This is a genomic window from Eikenella halliae (genome assembly GCF_001648475.1).
In the GTDB taxonomy this organism is placed as follows: Bacteria; Pseudomonadota; Gammaproteobacteria; order Burkholderiales; family Neisseriaceae; genus Eikenella; species Eikenella halliae.
Genome location: NZ_LXSQ01000003.1, coordinates 43,465 through 60,918 on the forward strand (window position 1 = coordinate 43,465; position 17,454 = coordinate 60,918).

Annotated in this window: 26 protein-coding genes; 4 read left to right on the forward strand and 22 right to left on the reverse strand. The window is 51.0% G+C overall.

Annotated elements, in window-relative coordinates:
• The first annotated feature begins 193 nt into the window (after positions 1-193).
• From nudB to A7Q00_RS00840, 4 genes are all read left to right on the forward strand, one after another.
• Complete coding sequence (gene nudB / locus A7Q00_RS00825) at positions 194-679, forward strand: dihydroneopterin triphosphate diphosphatase (protein WP_064088765.1); 486 nt, start codon at positions 194-196, stop codon at positions 677-679.
• Between the two features lie 37 nt (positions 680-716).
• Entirely contained in the window at positions 717-1,190 is a 474-nt protein-coding gene (gene pncC, locus A7Q00_RS00830) for a nicotinamide-nucleotide amidase (protein ID WP_064088766.1), read from the forward strand.
• A gap of 186 nt (positions 1,191-1,376) precedes the next feature.
• The gene (gene metG, locus A7Q00_RS00835; RefSeq protein ID WP_064088803.1) at positions 1,377-3,473 is read left to right on the forward strand and encodes a methionine--tRNA ligase; all 2,097 of its coding nucleotides are present in this window, start codon (positions 1,377-1,379) and stop codon (positions 3,471-3,473) included.
• A 92-nt stretch (positions 3,474-3,565) separates the two neighbouring features.
• Positions 3,566-4,069, forward strand: a complete 504-nt coding sequence (locus A7Q00_RS00840) for a hypothetical protein (RefSeq protein WP_064088767.1) — start codon at positions 3,566-3,568, stop codon at positions 4,067-4,069.
• Between the two features lie 70 nt (positions 4,070-4,139).
• On the opposite strand, the gene A7Q00_RS00845 is transcribed toward A7Q00_RS00840, so the two are convergent.
• From A7Q00_RS00845 to rplE, 22 genes are all read right to left on the reverse strand, one after another.
• The gene (locus A7Q00_RS00845) at positions 4,140-4,718 is read right to left on the reverse strand and encodes a hypothetical protein (protein WP_156503671.1); all 579 of its coding nucleotides are present in this window, start codon (positions 4,716-4,718) and stop codon (positions 4,140-4,142) included.
• 180 nt (positions 4,719-4,898) lie between these two features.
• Positions 4,899-6,218, reverse strand: a complete 1,320-nt coding sequence (locus A7Q00_RS00850) for an FAD-binding domain-containing protein (protein ID WP_064088769.1) — start codon at positions 6,216-6,218, stop codon at positions 4,899-4,901.
• The gene (waaF, locus tag A7Q00_RS00855; protein WP_064088770.1) at positions 6,215-7,270 is read right to left on the reverse strand and encodes a lipopolysaccharide heptosyltransferase II; all 1,056 of its coding nucleotides are present in this window, start codon (positions 7,268-7,270) and stop codon (positions 6,215-6,217) included. Before waaF ends, A7Q00_RS00850 begins: the two co-directional genes overlap by 4 nt.
• Before the next feature lie 330 nt (positions 7,271-7,600).
• Positions 7,601-7,792 carry a zinc-finger domain-containing protein gene (locus A7Q00_RS00860; RefSeq protein ID WP_064088771.1) on the reverse strand — a complete coding sequence of 64 codons (192 nt, stop codon included), beginning with the start codon at positions 7,790-7,792 and terminating at the stop codon, positions 7,601-7,603.
• Between the two features lie 218 nt (positions 7,793-8,010).
• Positions 8,011-8,313 carry an AzlD family protein gene (locus tag A7Q00_RS00865; RefSeq protein WP_064088772.1) on the reverse strand — a complete coding sequence of 101 codons (303 nt, stop codon included), beginning with the start codon at positions 8,311-8,313 and terminating at the stop codon, positions 8,011-8,013.
• Entirely contained in the window at positions 8,306-9,022 is a 717-nt protein-coding gene (locus tag A7Q00_RS00870) for an AzlC family ABC transporter permease (protein ID WP_064088773.1), read from the reverse strand. Before A7Q00_RS00870 ends, A7Q00_RS00865 begins: the two co-directional genes overlap by 8 nt.
• Positions 9,023-9,492: 470 nt before the next feature.
• Positions 9,493-9,879 (reverse strand): 50S ribosomal protein L17, encoded by a 387-nt coding sequence (gene rplQ, locus A7Q00_RS00875; RefSeq protein ID WP_023887670.1) that lies wholly within the window; start codon positions 9,877-9,879, stop codon positions 9,493-9,495.
• Positions 9,880-9,906: 27 nt separating this feature from the next.
• Positions 9,907-10,884 (reverse strand): DNA-directed RNA polymerase subunit alpha, encoded by a 978-nt coding sequence (locus A7Q00_RS00880; protein ID WP_064088774.1) that lies wholly within the window; start codon positions 10,882-10,884, stop codon positions 9,907-9,909.
• 29 nt (positions 10,885-10,913) lie between these two features.
• Positions 10,914-11,534: a 30S ribosomal protein S4 gene (gene rpsD, locus A7Q00_RS00885; RefSeq protein WP_064088775.1), complete on the reverse strand. Its 621-nt coding sequence runs from the start codon at positions 11,532-11,534 to the stop codon at positions 10,914-10,916.
• A gap of 17 nt (positions 11,535-11,551) precedes the next feature.
• Complete coding sequence (rpsK, locus tag A7Q00_RS00890) at positions 11,552-11,947, reverse strand: 30S ribosomal protein S11 (protein WP_003823823.1); 396 nt, start codon at positions 11,945-11,947, stop codon at positions 11,552-11,554.
• A 13-nt stretch (positions 11,948-11,960) separates the two neighbouring features.
• On the reverse strand, positions 11,961-12,326 hold the full coding sequence (rpsM, locus tag A7Q00_RS00895) for a 30S ribosomal protein S13 (RefSeq protein WP_064088776.1): 366 nt from the start codon (positions 12,324-12,326) through the stop codon (positions 11,961-11,963).
• A 60-nt stretch (positions 12,327-12,386) separates the two neighbouring features.
• Entirely contained in the window at positions 12,387-12,500 is a 114-nt protein-coding gene (rpmJ, locus tag A7Q00_RS12590) for a 50S ribosomal protein L36 (RefSeq protein WP_049259016.1), read from the reverse strand.
• Positions 12,501-12,520: 20 nt separating this feature from the next.
• The gene (infA, locus tag A7Q00_RS00900) at positions 12,521-12,739 is read right to left on the reverse strand and encodes a translation initiation factor IF-1 (protein WP_064088777.1); all 219 of its coding nucleotides are present in this window, start codon (positions 12,737-12,739) and stop codon (positions 12,521-12,523) included.
• Between the two features lie 25 nt (positions 12,740-12,764).
• Entirely contained in the window at positions 12,765-14,039 is a 1,275-nt protein-coding gene (secY, locus tag A7Q00_RS00905; protein ID WP_064088778.1) for a preprotein translocase subunit SecY, read from the reverse strand.
• 49 nt (positions 14,040-14,088) lie between these two features.
• Positions 14,089-14,529, reverse strand: coding sequence for a 50S ribosomal protein L15 (gene rplO, locus A7Q00_RS00910; RefSeq protein ID WP_064088779.1), 441 nt, complete (start codon positions 14,527-14,529; stop codon positions 14,089-14,091).
• Positions 14,530-14,531: 2 nt separating this feature from the next.
• On the reverse strand, positions 14,532-14,717 hold the full coding sequence (gene rpmD, locus A7Q00_RS12595) for a 50S ribosomal protein L30 (RefSeq protein ID WP_082887686.1): 186 nt from the start codon (positions 14,715-14,717) through the stop codon (positions 14,532-14,534).
• Positions 14,718-14,719: 2 nt separating this feature from the next.
• Positions 14,720-15,226 (reverse strand): 30S ribosomal protein S5, encoded by a 507-nt coding sequence (gene rpsE / locus A7Q00_RS00915; RefSeq protein WP_064088780.1) that lies wholly within the window; start codon positions 15,224-15,226, stop codon positions 14,720-14,722.
• Between the two features lie 30 nt (positions 15,227-15,256).
• The gene (rplR, locus tag A7Q00_RS00920; protein ID WP_064088781.1) at positions 15,257-15,610 is read right to left on the reverse strand and encodes a 50S ribosomal protein L18; all 354 of its coding nucleotides are present in this window, start codon (positions 15,608-15,610) and stop codon (positions 15,257-15,259) included.
• 16 nt (positions 15,611-15,626) lie between these two features.
• Positions 15,627-16,160 carry a 50S ribosomal protein L6 gene (rplF, locus tag A7Q00_RS00925; protein WP_064088782.1) on the reverse strand — a complete coding sequence of 178 codons (534 nt, stop codon included), beginning with the start codon at positions 16,158-16,160 and terminating at the stop codon, positions 15,627-15,629.
• A gap of 33 nt (positions 16,161-16,193) precedes the next feature.
• Positions 16,194-16,586 (reverse strand): 30S ribosomal protein S8, encoded by a 393-nt coding sequence (gene rpsH / locus A7Q00_RS00930; RefSeq protein WP_064088783.1) that lies wholly within the window; start codon positions 16,584-16,586, stop codon positions 16,194-16,196.
• 17 nt (positions 16,587-16,603) lie between these two features.
• Positions 16,604-16,909, reverse strand: a complete 306-nt coding sequence (rpsN, locus tag A7Q00_RS12600) for a 30S ribosomal protein S14 (protein WP_082887683.1) — start codon at positions 16,907-16,909, stop codon at positions 16,604-16,606.
• 2 nt (positions 16,910-16,911) lie between these two features.
• A complete protein-coding gene (gene rplE / locus A7Q00_RS00935) occupies positions 16,912-17,451 on the reverse strand; it encodes a 50S ribosomal protein L5 (RefSeq protein ID WP_064088784.1) in 540 nt (179 codons plus the stop codon).
• Positions 17,452-17,454: the final 3 nt, after the last annotated feature.

The following is a 17,454-nucleotide window of genomic DNA, read 5'->3' on the forward strand; positions in this document are numbered from 1 at the left end:
GCCGCAGACAGTATGAGCAATACGGCAAGGCGAGCCAACGCTGTAGCATTCTTATTTTAATTCACTATAATCGCCGCCAAGCGCCGCCCGCCGAACATAGCGTGGGGTGAAAATAAAGATAGAGCCGGGCGGCAAGACGAACCAACGCTACCGCACATTCCTTTTAAACCCCCTTCGCAAAGAAAGCCCGCCCATGAACCGCCCCGCCTACAAACGCCCCGAATCCGTGCTCGTGCTGCTGCACGACGGGCAAGGCCGCGCCCTGATGCTCGAGCGCGTGTCCCCGCCCGGCTTCTGGCAATCCGTAACCGGCAGCCTGGAAGAAGGCGAAACCCCGTTTGCCACCGCCCTGCGCGAAGTGGCCGAAGAAACCGGCATCCTGCTCGCGCCGGAAGAGCTCAAAGACTGGCACACGCAAAACGAATACGAAATCTACGAACACTGGCGCCACCGCTACGCCCCCGGCGTTACCCGCAACACCGAACACGTCTTCTCTGCCCGCATCCCCGCCGCCAGCCCCGTACGCCTTTCCGATCGCGAACACCGCGCCTACCGCTGGCTGCCGCTGGCCGAAGCCGCCCGTCTCGCCTTTTCCCCTTCCAACCGCGAAGCATTGTTGCGTCTGGCCGCCGAAACCGAGGGCAGACTACCTGAAAAATTGACTGCCCCACCGCTTTGATAGATGATGGCAGTCGTCAACCCAAACGAGCCCTGTTATGGATACCCTGCTGCAAGAAGTTACCCAACAACTCGCCCAACGCGGCGAAACCATCACCTGCGCCGAATCCTGCACCGGCGGCCTGCTCGCCGCCGCGCTCACCCGCCTGCCCGGCAGTTCCGCCTGGTTTGAAACCGGCTTCGTCACCTACAGCAACCACGCCAAACAGCAGCTCCTCAACGTAAACCCCACCACCCTCAGCCACTACGGCGCGGTGAGCGAGGAAACCGTGCGCGAAATGGCGCTGGGCGCACTCATCGCCACCAAGGCCGACTACGCCATCAGCATCTCCGGCATCGCCGGCCCCGACGGCGGCAGCGAAGACAAACCCGTAGGCACGGTTTGGTTCAGCCTCGCCACCAAACAGCGCATCTGGGCGAAAGAGCAGCACTTCGAAGGCGACCGCGAAGCCGTGCGCACCCAAGCCGTGCGCTTTGCCCTGATGCTGATGAAAAAGTATTTGGAGCGATAGGGTTAGATTAAATTTTGAAAGGCTGCCGAAGCTGGCTTGCAGGTTTCCGCAAAACCCAATTCCAGCTAGCCCATTCCCCTTCTAAAGGCTACCTGAAACCCTTTCAGGTAGCCTTTTCGTCTGCTAAGGGCAGGTCCTTTGTGGCATAATACCGCCCATTTCCATCTTTCCAACAAACCGCAAATTATGACCAAACCACGCAAAATCCTCGTTACCTCCGCGCTGCCCTATGCCAACGGCAGCATCCACCTCGGCCACATGGTCGAACACATCCAAACCGACGTTTGGGTGCGCTTTCAAAAACTGCGCGGCCACGAGTGCCACTACTGCTGCGCCGACGACACCCACGGCACGCCCGTGATGCTGGCCGCGCAAAAACAAGGCATCGCGCCCGAAGACATGATTGCCAAAGTGCGCGAAGAGCACCTCGCCGACTTTACCGGTTTCCACATCGGCTACAGCAATTACTACAGCACCCATTCCCCTGAAAACAAACAGTTTTCCCAAGACATTTACCGCGCGCTGAAAGCCAACGGCAAAATTGAAAGCCGCGTCATCGAGCAGCTTTTCGACCCCGAAAAACAAATGTTCCTGCCCGACCGTTTCGTCAAAGGCGAATGCCCCAAATGCCACGCCCAAGACCAATACGGCGACAACTGCGAAGTCTGCGGCACGACCTATTCCCCGACCGAACTGATTAACCCGTATTCCGCCGTTTCCGGTGCCAAACCCGAATTGCGCGAATCCGAACACTTCTTCTTCAAACTGGGTGAATGTGCCGACTTCCTCAAAGCATGGACTTCCGGCAACAACCCGCACGACGGCAAGCCCCATCTGCAAGCCGAAGCCCTCAACAAAATGAAAGAATGGCTGGGCGAAGGCGAAGAAACCACCCTGTCCGACTGGGACATCTCCCGCGACGCGCCGTATTTCGGTTTCGAAATCCCCGACGCGCCGGGCAAATACTTCTACGTCTGGCTGGACGCGCCCGTCGGCTACATGGCGTCGTTTAAAAACCTGTGCGACCGCATCGGCGTCGATTTCGACGAATATTTCAAAGCCGACAGCCAAACCGAGATGTACCACTTCATCGGCAAAGACATCCTCTATTTCCACGCCCTGTTCTGGCCCGCCATGCTGCATTTCTCCGGCCACCGCACCCCGACCGGCGTGTACGCACACGGCTTCCTGACCGTCGACGGACAAAAAATGTCCAAATCGCGCGGCACCTTCATCACCGCCAAATCCTATCTGGAACAAGGCCTGAACCCCGAGTGGATGCGCTACTACATCGCCGCCAAGCTCAACAGCAAAATCGAAGACATCGATTTGAACCTGCAAGACTTTATCAGCCGCGTAAACAGCGACCTCGTCGGCAAATACGTCAACATCGCCGCCCGCGCGTCGGGCTTTCTGGCCAAACGTTTTGAAGGCCGTCTGAAAGACGTTTCAGGTAGCCTGTTATTGCAAAAACTCGCTGCCGAAAGCGACAACATAGCCGAGCAATACGAAAACCGCGAATACGCCCGCGCCCTGCGCGACATCATGGCATTGGCGGATGCCGTGAACGAATACGTCGATGCCAACAAACCTTGGGAACTCGCCAAACAAGAAGGTCAAGACGAACGCCTGCACGAAGTATGCAGCGAACTCATCAACGCCTTCACCATGCTGACCGCCTACCTCGCCCCCGTGTTGCCGCAAACCGCCGCCAACGCCGCGCGTTTCCTCAATCTGGACGCGATCACCTGGGCGAACACGCGCGAAACCCTAGGCGAACACGCCATCAACAAATACGAACATTTAATGCAACGAGTGGAGCAAAAACAAGTGGACGATTTAATCGAAGCCAACAAACAAAGCATTGCCGCCGCAGCCGCGCCTGTTGAAGACAGCAAATACGAAAAAGTCGCCGAACAGGCCAGCTTCGACGACTTCATGAAAGTCGCCGAACAGGCCAGCTTCGACGACTTCATGAAAATCGACATGCGCGTCGCCAAAGTATTGAACTGCGAAGCCGTCGAAGGCAGCACCAAACTCCTGAAATTCGACCTCGATTTCGGTTTTGAAAAACGCATCATCTTCTCCGGCATCGCTGCGTCTTATCCCAACCCCGCCGAGTTGAACGGCCGCATGGTCATCGCCGTCGCCAACTTCGCCCCGCGCAAAATGGCCAAATTCGGCGTATCCGAAGGAATGATTCTCTCTGCCGCCACGGCAGACGGAAAACTGAAGCTCTTGGATGTCGATGCGGGCGCACAGCCGGGCGACAAAGTGGGCTAAATGCTAAAAAGGCTACCTGAAATTTCAGGTAGCCTTTTTCTGATACGCTGCCCACTACTTCATTCTCAAGCAAGCTCACCAAAGGAATGAGCATGACAAACAAAACCTTCACCCTCCCGCTGCTGCTGGCCGCCCTCGCCGTGTCTGCCTGCGTTCATCCCCAACCAAATGCCGGCCATGCCTCGCTAGCCAACGAATGCGAGCAGCTTGTCAAAGATACAGATACCTTAGCCACTGCCGCATACTGCTACCGGGAAAATCCAGAAGTATCTATATATTTCAACGATTTATCCTTAACACTACTCTTTAACCATCCCAAAGCGGAACTTTGTCGCCGTCAATTACTCCAATCCCCGCAGAAGAACTACCGTCTAAATGCCGATCCAAACAAGCTCTGTGCCGACACGCGCGACGAACGCAACCGCTTGCGCCGCCAAGTGGAAGCCTTTGCCGACAGCAAAATGGCCGAATACGCTGCCGCCGAGGCGCCCAAACGCGGCATCTCCGCCGTAGAGTTGTTGCGCCAAACACGCGCCGAGGAAGCCGAACGCCGTGCTAGAGTGGATGCCGCCATCCGCCGGATAGAAGACCGCTAAGCAGCATCCGCCCCAAGCAAAAGGCTACCTGAAATTTTCAGGTAGCCTTTCTCTATGCTCCAGCGCCGATTTATTTTTGCTGCTGCGGTGCAGTCATCTGTTGCTGCCAGCGCTGCTGCATATCCTGCTCCAGCTGCGTTAGGTTGATGATGCCGGCCGCGGCAAACAACAGCATCATCACCATAGCCGTTACCATCAGGGCGCAGGAACTGGCAATATAGCCCAGCAACACCTGCCACAGCCGCACGCCGCAGAGGCGGGCATAGCCCATCACGCCCACGGCAAACGCCCAGGCCACCCAAACTTGCAGCAACAGTGCCAAACTGGGTACGTACAGAAGCAACAAAGCAGGCAAAGAGAGCACTTCAGTAAGCAGCGTGTAGCCCCACAAAGATTGCCGACGGCCGCCGAGCGCACCCATCAGCCGGGTCATCACGCCGGCAAACACCGGCCATTTCACCAAATTTAGGCTCAATACAAACGCTATCATGCCATATTGCCCGTTTAAAACAGACGAGCGCACCGCAGTGTTCACCGCGGCTACCATCACCAATGCGCCCAAGCAATCCAACAGCGGATAGGTATATTCTTCGGCAGGGCGCAATCGCAGCCGCACCAGGTTGGCGGCATCACTCATCAATCGGTACATGGCAAGCAATCGTTGGTTGTGAAAAGGCGGCATTATATAGTGAATTAAATTTAAACCAGTACAGCGTTGTCTCGCCTTGTCCTGATTTTTGTTAATTCACTATAACGCCAAAGCCAGAGGCTACCTGAAAGCGGTAACGACGTTACCCGTTTTTCAGGTAGCCTTTAATATCGCCCTGCCCTAGCGCGCCCGATAATCCACTACCGGCGAGGGGTAGCCGTTGGTGTTCACTTCCGCCGCGGCCAGCCACGGGGCGTGAATACGGCGGCTGTCGAGGTGTGCCAACTGCGGCAGATGGCGGCGGATGAATTGGCCGTCGGGATCGAGTTTTTGCGACCACACCACGGGGTTGAAGGGCTGCCGTTCGGCCTGTTTGCCGCCCAGGCCGGCGGCCAGCTGCCAGTTGCCGCTATTGGCGGCGGGCTCAAAATCCAGCAACTGGCGTGCAAACCAGCCGGCACCATCCTGCCAGCGGCCGCCCAGCACGCGGCAGAAAAAGGCAGCGCAGAAACAGCGCAGGCTGTGTGGCAGCCAGCCGGTGTCGCGCAAGAGGCGCATGGCGGCATCGGCCAGCGGGTAGCCGGTTATGCCTTGCTGCCAAGCGGCCATCAGCATTTCGTTGGTCTGTCCGGCTGCGGCGCGGTGTTCGGGCAGGCCGTGCTGCAACACATCGGGATATTGGCGGAAATAATGCCGCCAAAATTCGCGCCGAGCCAAAGCTTCGTGCCAGGCAGCAGCATCGGGCGCGCTGCCTGCCGCTGCCCAAACTTGGCGGATAGAGAGCGTGCCGAGCACCAGATGTGGCGAGAGTTGCGAGCTGCCGTGTTGGGCGGGCAGGTCTCGTAGCACGGCGTAATACGGCAGGCTCGGCAAAAATTCGGCCAGCTGCTGCCGAGCGGCGGTTTCGCCGCCGGGAATGGTGAGCACGGCTCGAGGGACAACAGGCAGCGCAGCCGTTTTCAGATTTTCAGGTAGCCTTTGTTGCTGCGCAGCCAAATCCGTCGGCGGCCAAGCCGGTGCTTGCCAAGCGGCATATTGTTCAACACACGCAGCCTGCCAGGCTACCTGAAACGCGGCAAAGGCCGGTTCATTGAAATACGGCGCACGGATAAATTGGAAGGGCGGCTGCAACAGACCGTCGGCCACGCTGCTCAGCCGGCAGCCCTGCTTTTCCAGCACGGCGCGTAATGCACCCTGCCCCGCCCCGTTGGCGGCACACACCACCTCAGCCGCATGGCAATACGCTGCCATTTCTGCCACCGCCTGCACGGGATTGCCTTCGCGCACATGCAACGGAATACCACATTTGGCCAGCCGTGCCTGCAAATCGCGCAGGCTCTGCCAAATAAAATAGCGCCGCCGCGCTGTGAGCGTGCCTTCGTTCGGCCACACATACAGGCCGAGCAGCGGGCGGCCGCTGCAGGCAGCCGCTTGCAGGGCGGGCTGATCGTCGGTGCGCAGGTCGTGGCGGAACCAGACTAAGGTGGTGGGCACGCTCATTTTGCGGGGGTTTCCGGCGTTTGTTCGGGGAAGCCGGAGCAGACGGCACGGCAGCCGGCTTGGTGCACCAATTCCGGCTCGAGCTTGTTGAGGCAGTCGGTGTGGCCGAGCGGGCATTCGCGCTTGAAGCAGGGGCTGCACTCGAGGTGCAGGCTCACCATCTGCGCGTGCGGGCTCAGGGGCGGGGTGTGTTCGGGGCTGGACGAGCCGTACACGGCGGCCAGCGGGCGGTCTAGCGCGGCAGCCAGGTGCATCAGGCCGCTGTCGTTGCACACCACGATTTGCGCCAGGGCGAGCAAATCGATGGCTTCGGATAAGCTGGTGCGCCCGCACAAATTGGTGCAGAGGCTACCTGAAAGCCGCTGCACTTCTTCGGCGGTTTCGTGGTCTTTGGCCGAGCCGAACAGCCAAATCTGACGGCCTTCGGCGGCATAGTGTTTGGCCAGCGCGGCAAAATGGCGCGGCGGCCAGCGTTTGGCCGGGCCGTATTCTGCACCGGGGCAGAAGGCGGCAATCGGCCGGGCGTTGTCCAAACCGTGCGCCTGCATGGCGGCGGCGCTGGCGGCGGCGGAAACGGCGAGGCGGGGAAAATCGCCGGGGCGCGGCTCGAACGGCACGCCCTTCGGGTAGGCCAAGGCTGTGTAACGATCAACCATCAGCGGCAGCGCGGCCTTATCCAGCTTGCGGATGTCGTTGAGCAGCGGGTAGCGGCTCTCGCCCACATAGCCGGTGCGCTGCGCGATGCCGCCGGCGCGGGCAATCAGCGCGGATTTAAACGAGCCGGGCAACACGATTACTTGGTCGTAGCCGCGCCGCGCCAGCTCTTTGCCCAGCCGCCAGCGCTCGCGCAGTTGCAATGCGCCGTGGGCGAAGGGGTTTTCCAAAATCCGGTTGATTTCGGGCATGCGCTCGAACACGGCCATCGACCACTTGGGCGCGAATACGTCGATCCGGCAGCCGGGGTGCAGTTCGTGCAGGCGGCGGTAGAGCGGCTGCGTCATCACGCAGTCGCCGATCCACGAAGGGGAGATGATGAGGATGTTTTTGGACATAGAGGGGAAGAAGGGGCGGGCTGCCGCTTTCCGTATGTATAGTGAATAAATCGCAATGCTGTGGCGTTGACTAGCCTTGACGTACTGCCTGCACGCCTTGCGGCCCGCCGCCTTCACTATATACCCGGCTTTTGCAGCAGGGCGCAACGGGGTTTGGAGTTTCAGGTAGCCCTATAGCCGATACGCGGGAAAACCGGCGCATGGCAGGACGAGCTTCGATCTGCCACCCGTATGTTTTGAAGCGGCGGACGCCCGCCCTATTCATTGTTTTTGTACGTCAGCCGGCGGGATGGCTGCGCGTGCCGTATGCGTGCAAACCAAGGCGGTGAATCAATGATGTCCGTCCGCTTCGCCGTCGAGTCGGTAAATCCGGCTGCAATACGGGCATTCGACGCTACCGTTGGAGGTAATCGGCAGAAATACGCGCGGATGGCCGTTCCAGGCTTCGTGCGTGGGGCCGCTGCAATGCAGGGGCAGGTCGGCGGGGGTGATGACGATGGGGGGTTGGGCTTGGTAGGGCATGATGTTTCCTTATCGGGCGGGGTGCGGGCTTGACTGCGGCGCTGCCTTGCCGTGTTGTTTTACGAAAAACGGCCAGGCCGGCCAGTTTTGCGAGAACTGCAATTATACCGATGCTCGGATGGGAGGTGTAGCGGCGGCAGGCCGAACCAAGCGGGAAAGGCTACCTGAAAATAGGGTGGCAATCAGACGGAGGGCTTAGCAGAAATTTTCAGGTAGCCTCATCCTGCCATCAGCCAGCCCAGCAAACCGCTGCTGGCTACGGCAATCAGCACGGTGGGCAGCATCGGCAGGCGGCTGGCTGCTGCAAGCGTGATGGCCAGCGCCGCCAGTTCGTGCGGCTTGTCGGACACGAAATGGGGCGCGATGACCGAAATCAGCACGCAACCGGGCGCAGCAGTCATCACGCGTTTGGCCCTTGCCGACAACACGCGGTTGCGGAAAGCGAAAAAACCGATCAGCCGGGTGAAATAGGTTACGGCCAGCATACCCAAAATGGCCAGCAGGGAGGCGCGGCTAATCATGCTGCGCCCCTTGGTCGAAAAACGCCCACGCCAAGCCGACAAACGTACCGGCCAGCACATACCAGCCGTTGTGCGGCGATAAAAGGTAGACAGCGGCGGCGCTGATCAGGCTGGCCAGCCACGGCAGGGCGGCGCGCCAAGTGCGCCACATCCCCCGCATCAGCACCAGGAACACGGCCGGGAAGGCCATGCCGAAACCCAAGTTTTCCACGTTTCCCAGCAGATAGCCGAACCTTGCGCCGATAAAGCCGCAACTTATCCACAGCAGGTACAGCGCGGCGGCCGTGCCGAAATAGTACGGCAGGCTGAACGCAGGCATCCCGGCCTGCTGCCGCTTCCCGGCATCGGCCAGGCTCATCGCCCAACTTTCATCGGTCATAAAGAACAATACCGGCAACAGCTTCTTCAACGGCAAATGCCGGATAAACGGGATAAATGCCACGCCCATCAGAATATGCCGGCTGTTGATGAGAAAAGTAGTGCCGATAATCAGCAAAACGGGCAGCGGGCTCCGCCACAGGCTGACTGCGGCAAATTCCGAACCGCCCGCAAAGTTCAGCCCCATCATCAGCACCACCTCCAGCCAGCCCATCCCCTGCTGCGCCGCCCGGGTGCCCAAAATCAGCCCGAACGGCATCACGCCTATCAGGATGGGGACGGCTTCGATAATACCGCGCCGGAATTCGGCAAAAGTGGTGGAATGATGCATGACGATAATAACTTGATTAGATTAGGTGGCATTAGATAAGCGCCATGAGAACTGGCATCCTGTTAACACTAGTACGACCCTCTGCAATACGGCGATACAAAATAACATATAAAGAAGAATATTGGCTTTGCTATGTGATTAGCCTAACCAGCATATGGAAATCAACAGCTTGTTTGCACTTTCATGCTTTCGCCTGAAAACCGGTTTAAAAAGTCTTTAAGCAAAAAAAAATCGCCAGCCATAGACAAAGTGTAAGCAATATAATGACTTCCTAAAAATGAAAATAATTACTCTAGTCACACCCAGCTAACTTGGATCTCAATACAAGGTGGTAACAAAGCACTAACAGCACCGTAGCAAAATTTCGATTGATTACCTATAAGTCAACCCCAGGGATCAACTTCCTATAAATTAAAAGCTGAATCCTATGTAATAGCACATAGAATCCAGCTTTTAATTTAATTATGCCGTTATGCTGCTTCAGTATTTGAGTCTTCTGCGGCCAAGTCGGTCAATTGAACCAGTGCCAACGGCGCATTATCACCCTTACGGAAACCATATTTCAAAATACGTACATAACCACCATTGCGATTGGCGAAACGGGTACCCAACTCATCGAACAGTTTCACCACAACATCTCTGTCGCGAGTGCGATTAAAAGCAGTACGGCGATTAGCCAAAGAAGGCTTCTTACCCAAAGTAATCAAAGGCTCTACTACTCGTCTCAACTCTTTAGCCTTAGGCAAAGTAGTCACGATAGTTTCATGAGTTAAAAGCGAGTTAGCCATATTACGTAACATTGCTGCACGATGGCTGCTTGTACGGTTTAATTTGCGGTTGGCATTACCATGACGCATAATCTTATTATCCTTTTCAATTAAATATTAAGGCTTATCCAAACCAACAGGTGGCCACACATCCAGTTTTGAGCCCAAGGTCAAGCCTTTTGAAGCCAGTACTTCTTTAATCTCGTTCAAAGATTTTCTGCCCAGATTCGGAGTCTTCAGCAATTCAGTTTCGGTCCGCTGAATCAAATCACCAATATAGTAGATGTCTTCAGCTTTCAAGCAATTCGCTGAGCGAACAGTCAATTCCAAATCATCTACTGGCCGTAGCAGAATCGGGTCGATAGGCGGAGCTTCTTCTTTCGACTCCTCAACCGGCGTGCCTTCCAAGTCAGCAAATACTGACATCTGATCAATCAGTATCCGAGCTGCCCGACGAACTGCTTCTTCCGGATCAATTGCACCATTGGTCTCAATATCTAAAACCAAGCAATCTAAGTCCGTTCGCTGCTCCACGCGCGCAGCCTGAACCTCAAAGCTAACGCGATGAACCGGAGAAAAATTGGCATCCAAGTGAATAGCGCCAATTTGTTTGTGGTCATCATTCCTGCTGCTAACAGTTTGATAGCCACGGCCTTTTTCCACAGTAATTGTTAGTTCAATTTTGCCATTATCAGACAAGCGGCAAATAACATGTTCTGGATTAATGACTTCCACGTCATGTGGTAATTCCAAATCAGCAGCCGTTACCACACCGCTACCTGACTTATTTAGGCTAACCTGAACCGAATCACGACCCTGGAGCTTGAATACCACACCTTTAATGTTCAGCAAGATGTCTACAACATCTTCCTGAACACCATCTAAAGTAGAATATTCATGCAATGCGCCATTAATTACCACCTCTGTAGGTGCGAAGCCATTCATTGATGACAGCAATATACGACGCAATGCGTTACCTAATGTATAACCAAAACCCCGCTCAAATGGCTCCATAAAAACTTTTGCACGCGTTGCAGACAAAGCATCCACATCAATCTGTCGCGGCTTCAGAAATTCATAGGTGCTGTTTTGCATTTAACTGCCCCTTTTTTGAGCCAATGAAATTATTTTGAGTAGAACTCAACCACTAACTGTTCGTTAATATCACTATACAAGTCAACACGATCAGGCATATTCCTAAATACACCTTCTTGTTTCTCGACATCTACAGAAACCCAACTTGGCAAGCCAATTTGAGTAGCTAACTGCAATGATTCCTGAATGCGGACCTGCTTCTTAGCTTTTTCTCTAACAGAAACAGTATCTCCGGCCTTTACTTGGAAAGATGGGATATTAACTACCTCACCATTTACCAAAATTGCCTTATGAGACACCAACTGACGAGCTTCGGCACGAGTAGAACCAAAACCCATACGATATACTACGTTATCCAACCGTGATTCAAGCAGTTGTAACAATAGCTCACCAGTAGCACCTTTACGGCGCGAAGCTTCTGCAAAATAACGGCGGAATTGTCTCTCTAACACACCATATAATCTGCGGATTTTTTGTTTTTCGCGCAGTTGAATACCATAATCAGACAAACGACCTCTTCTCGCACCGTGCTGACCAGGAGCATTTTCGAGTTTACATTTTGATTCAATAGAACGGCGCGCACTTTTCAAAAAAAGATCGCTACCCTCTCGACGAGCTAATTTGCATTTAGGGCCAATATAACGTGCCATAAGTTGATTACTCCAGATTAAATACGACGTTTTTTAGGTGGACGACATCCATTATGAGGCAATGGAGTAACATCAGTAATACTTACAATCTTAAAGCCAATAGCATTTAGAGAGCGAACAGAAGACTCTCGGCCGGGCCCTGGCCCTTTAATGCGAACTTCCAAATTCTTCACACCATACTCCTGCGCAGCCTTACCGGCAGCTTCTGCAGCTACCTGAGCGGCAAAGGGAGTACTTTTACGAGATCCTTTAAATCCCGCACCACCAGACGTAGCCCACGACAGAACATTACCCTGTCGATCAGTGATCGTAATGATAGTATTATTAAAAGAAGCATGAATATGCACAATACCATCATTTACTACTTTCCGTACTTTTTTACGCGTACGCGCAGCTGTAGTTGCTTTAGCCATTTAACTTAATCTCCTAACCTTTTTTGCCTGCAATTGCTTTACGAGGACCTTTTCTGGTGCGTGCATTAGTCCTAGTACGCTGCCCGCGACATGGCAAGCCACGACGGTGACGAAAACCACGATAGCAACCCATATCGATTAACCGCTTGATACTCATAGTAATTTCACGGCGCAAATCACCTTCCACTTCATATTGCGCAACCTGCTCACGTAAAGCATCCAACTGTCCTTCTGTTAAATCCTTTACCTTAGTATCAGGGGCAATAGCTGCATTACTACAAATCAATTTTGCACGACTTGCACCAATACCGTAAATCGCCTGCAAACCAATTACAACATGGGCATTATTAGGAATATTCACTCCTGCAACACGAGCCATTCTTCGTTTCCTTTAAGACGAAAAGCTATAGAAATATAGCATATTTTATTTTAAAACCAATTAGCCTTGTCGCTGTTTATGACGTGGATCTGTACAGATCACCCTCACAACACGATTGCGACGAATAACTTTACAATTGCGACAAATTTTCTTTACCGATGGTTGAACACGCATTTATTTTCCTTTTTCATAATTTAACGAGCTCGAAAAACGATACGAGCACGGGATAAGTCATAAGGTGTCATTTCTACAGTAACCTTATCACCAGGTGAAATCCGGATATAGTGCATCCGCATCTTTCCAGAAATATGCCCTAATACTTCATAGCCATTTTCCAGTTTAATCTTAAAAGTTGCATTAGGCAAAGTTTCCAACACCTCACCCTGCATTTGTATAGTATCTTCTTTAGCCATAATCTCTTTTGCTTACAGAGCACAGTTACTTTTTAACTGAATTTTTCCTCATTAAATGCTCATACTGTTGGTTCATACGGTAGGAAGCAACTTGAGTACCAAAGTCCATAGTAACAACAACTAAGATAAGAAGAGATGTCCCACCCAAATGAAATGGGATACCTAGCACTCCTGTAACAAACTCTGGAATCAAGCAAATAATAGTTATATACAACGCACCAAAGAAGGTAAGGCGCATAACTACTTTTTCCAAATAATTTGAAGTTTGCTCACCTGGTCGGATGCCTGGAACAAAAGCCCCACTCTTCTTTAAATTCTCAGCCATTTCTCTTGGGCTAAATACTAGCGCAGTATAAAAATAGCAGAAGAAAATTATAGCTGCCGCAAACACAACCAAATATAAAGATTTTCCTGGGGAAAGATTAGCAGAGATAAAGTCAACAAGCACATTACCATCCACTCTTTTATCCAACCATCCAATTATTTGAGACGGAAACAAAATCACGCTAGATGCAAAAATTGGAGGAATCACACCCGCCATGTTTATTTTAAATGGTAAATGGGTTTTCTGCCCTTGCACAATTCGGTTTCCGATTTGTCGACGTGCATAATGAATGGGAATCTTACGCTGAGCACTCTCAATATAAACAACGAGATAAATCAAGCACAATCCACCAAACAATACAAAAAGAATTGCCCCATAGCGACGACTATCACCGGTAATTGCCAGATTTAACAAGTTACTAACCGCGCTAGGGAGAGCAGCCACAATTCCTGCTGTAATTAGCAATGAAACACCATTACCAATACCACGTTCAGTCATCTGCTCCCCAAGCCACATCAAGAACATAGTACCAGTCACCAGACATATAATTGCAGAAATATAGAACTCCGTCCGTCCAATCACTACAAGATCTGGTCGTTGGTAAACAACTGCTGCTGCTGCAAATGCCTGTACGACTGCAACAAGCAAAGTTCCCCAACGAGTATATTTGGTCAAAGTTCGACGTCCCGCTTCACCTTCCTTTTTTAAGGCCTTTAATGATGGAAGCACCTCAGCAACTAGCTGGATAATAATAGATGCTGAAATATATGGCATAATTCCTATGGCAAAAATACTAAACCTCTCTAAAGAACCTCCCGAAAAGAGATTAAGCATTCCCAAAATACCAGCGTTACCTTCCTTAAAACTGTTAGCGAGTGCTGCGGCATTGACTCCAGGCACAGGAATATGAGCCCCTACCCTAAAGACGATAAGAGCCCCAAGCAAAAACAATAGGCGTCTTCTTAAATCATTCATTCTTGCTAAATTCCTAATTACAGCTACCGCTTGATATTTTCAAGAAATATCAAGACAATTCTACAACTCCACCAACAGCCGCAATAGCTGCCTGAGCACCTTTTGTAACCTTAATGTCGCTATGGACAGTAAGCGCTTTAGCAATAGACCCAGTGGCAACCACCTTAACTGAGTTCACCCCAGAGTTTAATAAACCATTTTGCTTTAATGTCAGGATATCAACCTCTTTACCACTTACTTTATTCAAGTCAGAAAGGGTAATAACAGCAGTCTTCAAAGAAGAGATTGGCTTAAAACCTCTCTTGGGAAGGCGGCGCTGAAGAGGCATCTGCCCACCTTCAAAACCAACCTTATGGAATCCACCAGCACGGCTTTTTTGCCCCTTATGTCCACGACCACATGTCTTACCAAGACCACTACCAATACCACGCCCAACACGACGCTTAACATGGAAAGAGCCTACAGATGGTTGAATTGTATTCAAAAACATAATCAGCCCCCAACCTTCAAGAGATAACTTACTTTATTAATCATTCCACGATTTTCAGGAGTATCCAGCACTTCGACTGAATGATGCCGATGACGCAAACCCAAACCCCGAACACACTGTCGATGAGATTCAACCGTACCAATCAGGCTCTTAGTAAGCGTTACAGTAATTGTCTTTTGCGTACCCATCATTAAACCCCTAACTCTTCCACAGATATACCGCGCTTAGCTGCTACCTCACTTGGAGTATATAATTTTGCCAGGCCATCTAAAGTAGCTCGAACGATATTATATGGATTAGTAGAACCATGTACTTTTGCAGAAATATTATGAACACCCATTGCTTCAAAAATTAATCGCATTGGGCCACCAGCCTTTACACCACTACCTTCTTTTGCAGGTTGCATAAACACCTTTGTGGCACCATGTTTACCAACCACCTCATGGTGAATAGTTCCATTATTCAATGACACTTTAATCATTGAACGTCTAGCCTGATCCATAGCTTTCTGAACCGCAACGGGTACTTCTTTAGATTTACCTTTACCCATCCCAATACGGCCATCGCCATCGCCAACCACTGTCAGCGCTGAAAACGCCATAATTCGACCACCCTTAACTACCTTGGTGACACGATTAACGGCAACCATTTTTTCAATCAAGCCGTCATTGCGTTCTTCAACATCTTGCTTTGCCATTATCCGATCCTCAACTCTGTAACTATTTTTCTAAAAATTCAAGCCATTTTCACGAGCAGCCTCTGCCAATGCTTTGACACGCCCATGATACTGAAAACCAGATCTATCAAAAGCAACTCTTTCAATACCCAATGCTTTAGCTTTTTCCGCGATTCTTTTACCTACTAAAGACGCTGCTTGAACATTACTGCATGAGCCTAAGCTTTTTCTTACCTCTGCCTCTAGCGTGGAAGCCTGAGACAAAACAGTACTTCCACTCGCATCAATTATCTGTGCGTAAATATGATTATTGCTTCGAAATACACACAGCCTAATCTCTCCAAGCTGCTTTATGCGTGCACGTGCCTTATGTGCACGACGAGCTCTTCTAATATACTTATCCATGAATGCAATTCCTTAGCTATTTTTTCTTTGCTTCTTTCAAAACCACTACTTCATCCAAATAGCGTACACCCTTGCCTTTATAAGGCTCAGGTGGTCGAAAACCACGAATTTCAGCTGCCACCTGCCCTACAATTTGCTTATTAGCACCCTTCAGTACTATTTCCGTAGGAGACGGTGTTTGAACGGAAACACCTTCCGGCATATCATAAACAACAGGATGCGAGAAACCCAAAGAGAGATTTAAGACAGAGCCCTGAGCCTGCGCACGATACCCAACACCAACCAACTGCAACCTTCTCTCAAAGCCTTCGGCCAGCCCTTTAACCATGTTAGCTGCAATCGCCCGAATAGTTCCTGACATTGCATCTGCTTCTTTAGTATTAGCAACAGCAGAAAATGCCAACTGCCCATCAGCAAACTGAACTGAAATGCTACTTGGTACAGCAACACTCAACGTGTCATTTTTATTCTTTATTACCAGTTCACCAGCCCCAAGCTCAACTTCAAGACCAGCAGGGATATGTACTGGATTTTTTGCTATACGAGACATTTTAAACAAAGCTCCTTAATTGTCCACCTAAAGTTAAGCTACAATGCACAACAACTCACCACCTACACCTGCAGCAAGAGCCTTATGCCCGGTCATTACGCCCTTGGATGTACTAACGATAGCAATACCCAATCCATTCATAACTCGCGGGATTGAATCTGCACCCTTATATACTCTTAAGCCAGGACGAGAAACTCGCTTTATTTGCTCAATTACCGGGTTTCCTAGGTAATATTTCAACCGAATTTCCAAAACAGGCTTCACACCAGAAGACACCGAAAAGCCATCAATATACCCTTCCTCCTGCAGAACTTTAGCAATTGCACATTTCACCTTAGAAGAAGGCATAGCAACGGAAGCTTTATTTGCACACTGCGCATTACGAATGCGAGTCAGCATATCAGAAATAGGATCATGCATACTCATTACTATTATCCTTAAATTTACCAGCTTGCCTTAATAACACCAGGAATCTCACCACGCATCGCAATTTCACGAATCTTAGTACGTCCCAAGCCAAACTTACGAAAGGTTCCACGTGGTCGACCCGTCAAAGCACAGCGTCTTCTTTGGCGAACAGGTGACGCATTCCGAGGAATAGCTTGAAGTTTTAAACGAGCCTCAAAGCGCTCTTGATCACCTACTCCAGCATCATTAATTACTGCAAAAATTGCAGCCCTCTTCGCAGCATACTTTTTCGCAAGCGCAACGCGTTTGGCTTCTCGATTAATAAGAGCTTTTTTTGCCATGATTATCCCTTAAATGGAAATTTAAAAAGCGAAAGCAATGCTCTTGCCTCTTCATCCGTTTTTGCAGTAGTCGTAATAGTAATATTTAACCCACGAAGTGTATCAATCTTATCGTACTCAATCTCAGGAAAAATAATCTGCTCACGAATACCCATATTATAATTACCTTGACCATCAAAAGATTTACCATTAACCCCTCGAAAGTCCCTAACACGCGGTAAAGCTACAGAAATCAATCTATCCAAAAACTCAAACATCCTCTCCTTGCGGAGAGTAACTTTACAACCAACTGGATAGTCATCACGAATCTTAAACCCAGCAATTGATTTTCTAGCTAAAGTAACAACAGGCTTCTGCCCAGCAATTTTCTCCAAATCACTAACAGCGTGTTCCATCACCTTCTTATCGGCAACTGCTTCACCAACCCCCATATTTAATGTTATTTTCTCAATACGAGGAACCTCCATGATGGACTTATACCCGAACTGCGACATTAACGCAGGAACAACCGTCTCAATATAAAACTCTCTCAACCGTGCCATACC

Bases quoted from the DNA above. Each gene is read 5' to 3' on its own strand.
- rplR (WP_064088781.1), bottom strand. From the start codon at position 15,610: ATGGATAAGTATATTAGAAGAGCTCGTCGTGCACATAAGGCACGTGCA.
- rplO (WP_064088779.1), bottom strand. From the start codon at position 14,529: ATGTTTTTGAATACAATTCAACCATCTGTAGGCTCTTTCCATGTTAAG.
- A7Q00_RS00845 (WP_156503671.1), bottom strand. From the start codon at position 4,718: ATGTACCGATTGATGAGTGATGCCGCCAACCTGGTGCGGCTGCGATTG.
- infA (WP_064088777.1), bottom strand. From the start codon at position 12,739: ATGGCTAAAGAAGATACTATACAAATGCAGGGTGAGGTGTTGGAAACT.
- A7Q00_RS00840 (WP_064088767.1), top strand. From the start codon at position 3,566: ATGACAAACAAAACCTTCACCCTCCCGCTGCTGCTGGCCGCCCTCGCC.
- rplF (WP_064088782.1), bottom strand. From the start codon at position 16,160: ATGTCTCGTATAGCAAAAAATCCAGTACATATCCCTGCTGGTCTTGAA.
- waaF (WP_064088770.1), bottom strand. From the start codon at position 7,270: ATGTCCAAAAACATCCTCATCATCTCCCCTTCGTGGATCGGCGACTGC.
- A7Q00_RS00880 (WP_064088774.1), bottom strand. From the start codon at position 10,884: ATGCAAAACAGCACCTATGAATTTCTGAAGCCGCGACAGATTGATGTG.
- metG (WP_064088803.1), top strand. From the start codon at position 1,377: ATGACCAAACCACGCAAAATCCTCGTTACCTCCGCGCTGCCCTATGCC.
- rplQ (WP_023887670.1), bottom strand. From the start codon at position 9,879: ATGCGTCATGGTAATGCCAACCGCAAATTAAACCGTACAAGCAGCCAT.
- rpsH (WP_064088783.1), bottom strand. From the start codon at position 16,586: ATGAGTATGCATGATCCTATTTCTGATATGCTGACTCGCATTCGTAAT.
- A7Q00_RS00865 (WP_064088772.1), bottom strand. From the start codon at position 8,313: ATGATTAGCCGCGCCTCCCTGCTGGCCATTTTGGGTATGCTGGCCGTA.
- rpmJ (WP_049259016.1), bottom strand. From the start codon at position 12,500: ATGCGTGTTCAACCATCGGTAAAGAAAATTTGTCGCAATTGTAAAGTT.
- secY (WP_064088778.1), bottom strand. From the start codon at position 14,039: ATGAATGATTTAAGAAGACGCCTATTGTTTTTGCTTGGGGCTCTTATC.
- rpmD (WP_082887686.1), bottom strand. From the start codon at position 14,717: ATGGGTACGCAAAAGACAATTACTGTAACGCTTACTAAGAGCCTGATT.
- rpsK (WP_003823823.1), bottom strand. From the start codon at position 11,947: ATGGCTAAAGCAACTACAGCTGCGCGTACGCGTAAAAAAGTACGGAAA.
- nudB (WP_064088765.1), top strand. From the start codon at position 194: ATGAACCGCCCCGCCTACAAACGCCCCGAATCCGTGCTCGTGCTGCTG.
- A7Q00_RS00870 (WP_064088773.1), bottom strand. From the start codon at position 9,022: ATGCATCATTCCACCACTTTTGCCGAATTCCGGCGCGGTATTATCGAA.
- rpsM (WP_064088776.1), bottom strand. From the start codon at position 12,326: ATGGCTCGTGTTGCAGGAGTGAATATTCCTAATAATGCCCATGTTGTA.
- rpsN (WP_082887683.1), bottom strand. From the start codon at position 16,909: ATGGCAAAAAAAGCTCTTATTAATCGAGAAGCCAAACGCGTTGCGCTT.
- A7Q00_RS00850 (WP_064088769.1), bottom strand. From the start codon at position 6,218: ATGAGCGTGCCCACCACCTTAGTCTGGTTCCGCCACGACCTGCGCACC.
- rpsE (WP_064088780.1), bottom strand. From the start codon at position 15,226: ATGGCAAAGCAAGATGTTGAAGAACGCAATGACGGCTTGATTGAAAAA.
- A7Q00_RS00860 (WP_064088771.1), bottom strand. From the start codon at position 7,792: ATGCCCTACCAAGCCCAACCCCCCATCGTCATCACCCCCGCCGACCTG.
- pncC (WP_064088766.1), top strand. From the start codon at position 717: ATGGATACCCTGCTGCAAGAAGTTACCCAACAACTCGCCCAACGCGGC.
- rplE (WP_064088784.1), bottom strand. From the start codon at position 17,451: ATGGCACGGTTGAGAGAGTTTTATATTGAGACGGTTGTTCCTGCGTTA.
- rpsD (WP_064088775.1), bottom strand. From the start codon at position 11,534: ATGGCACGTTATATTGGCCCTAAATGCAAATTAGCTCGTCGAGAGGGT.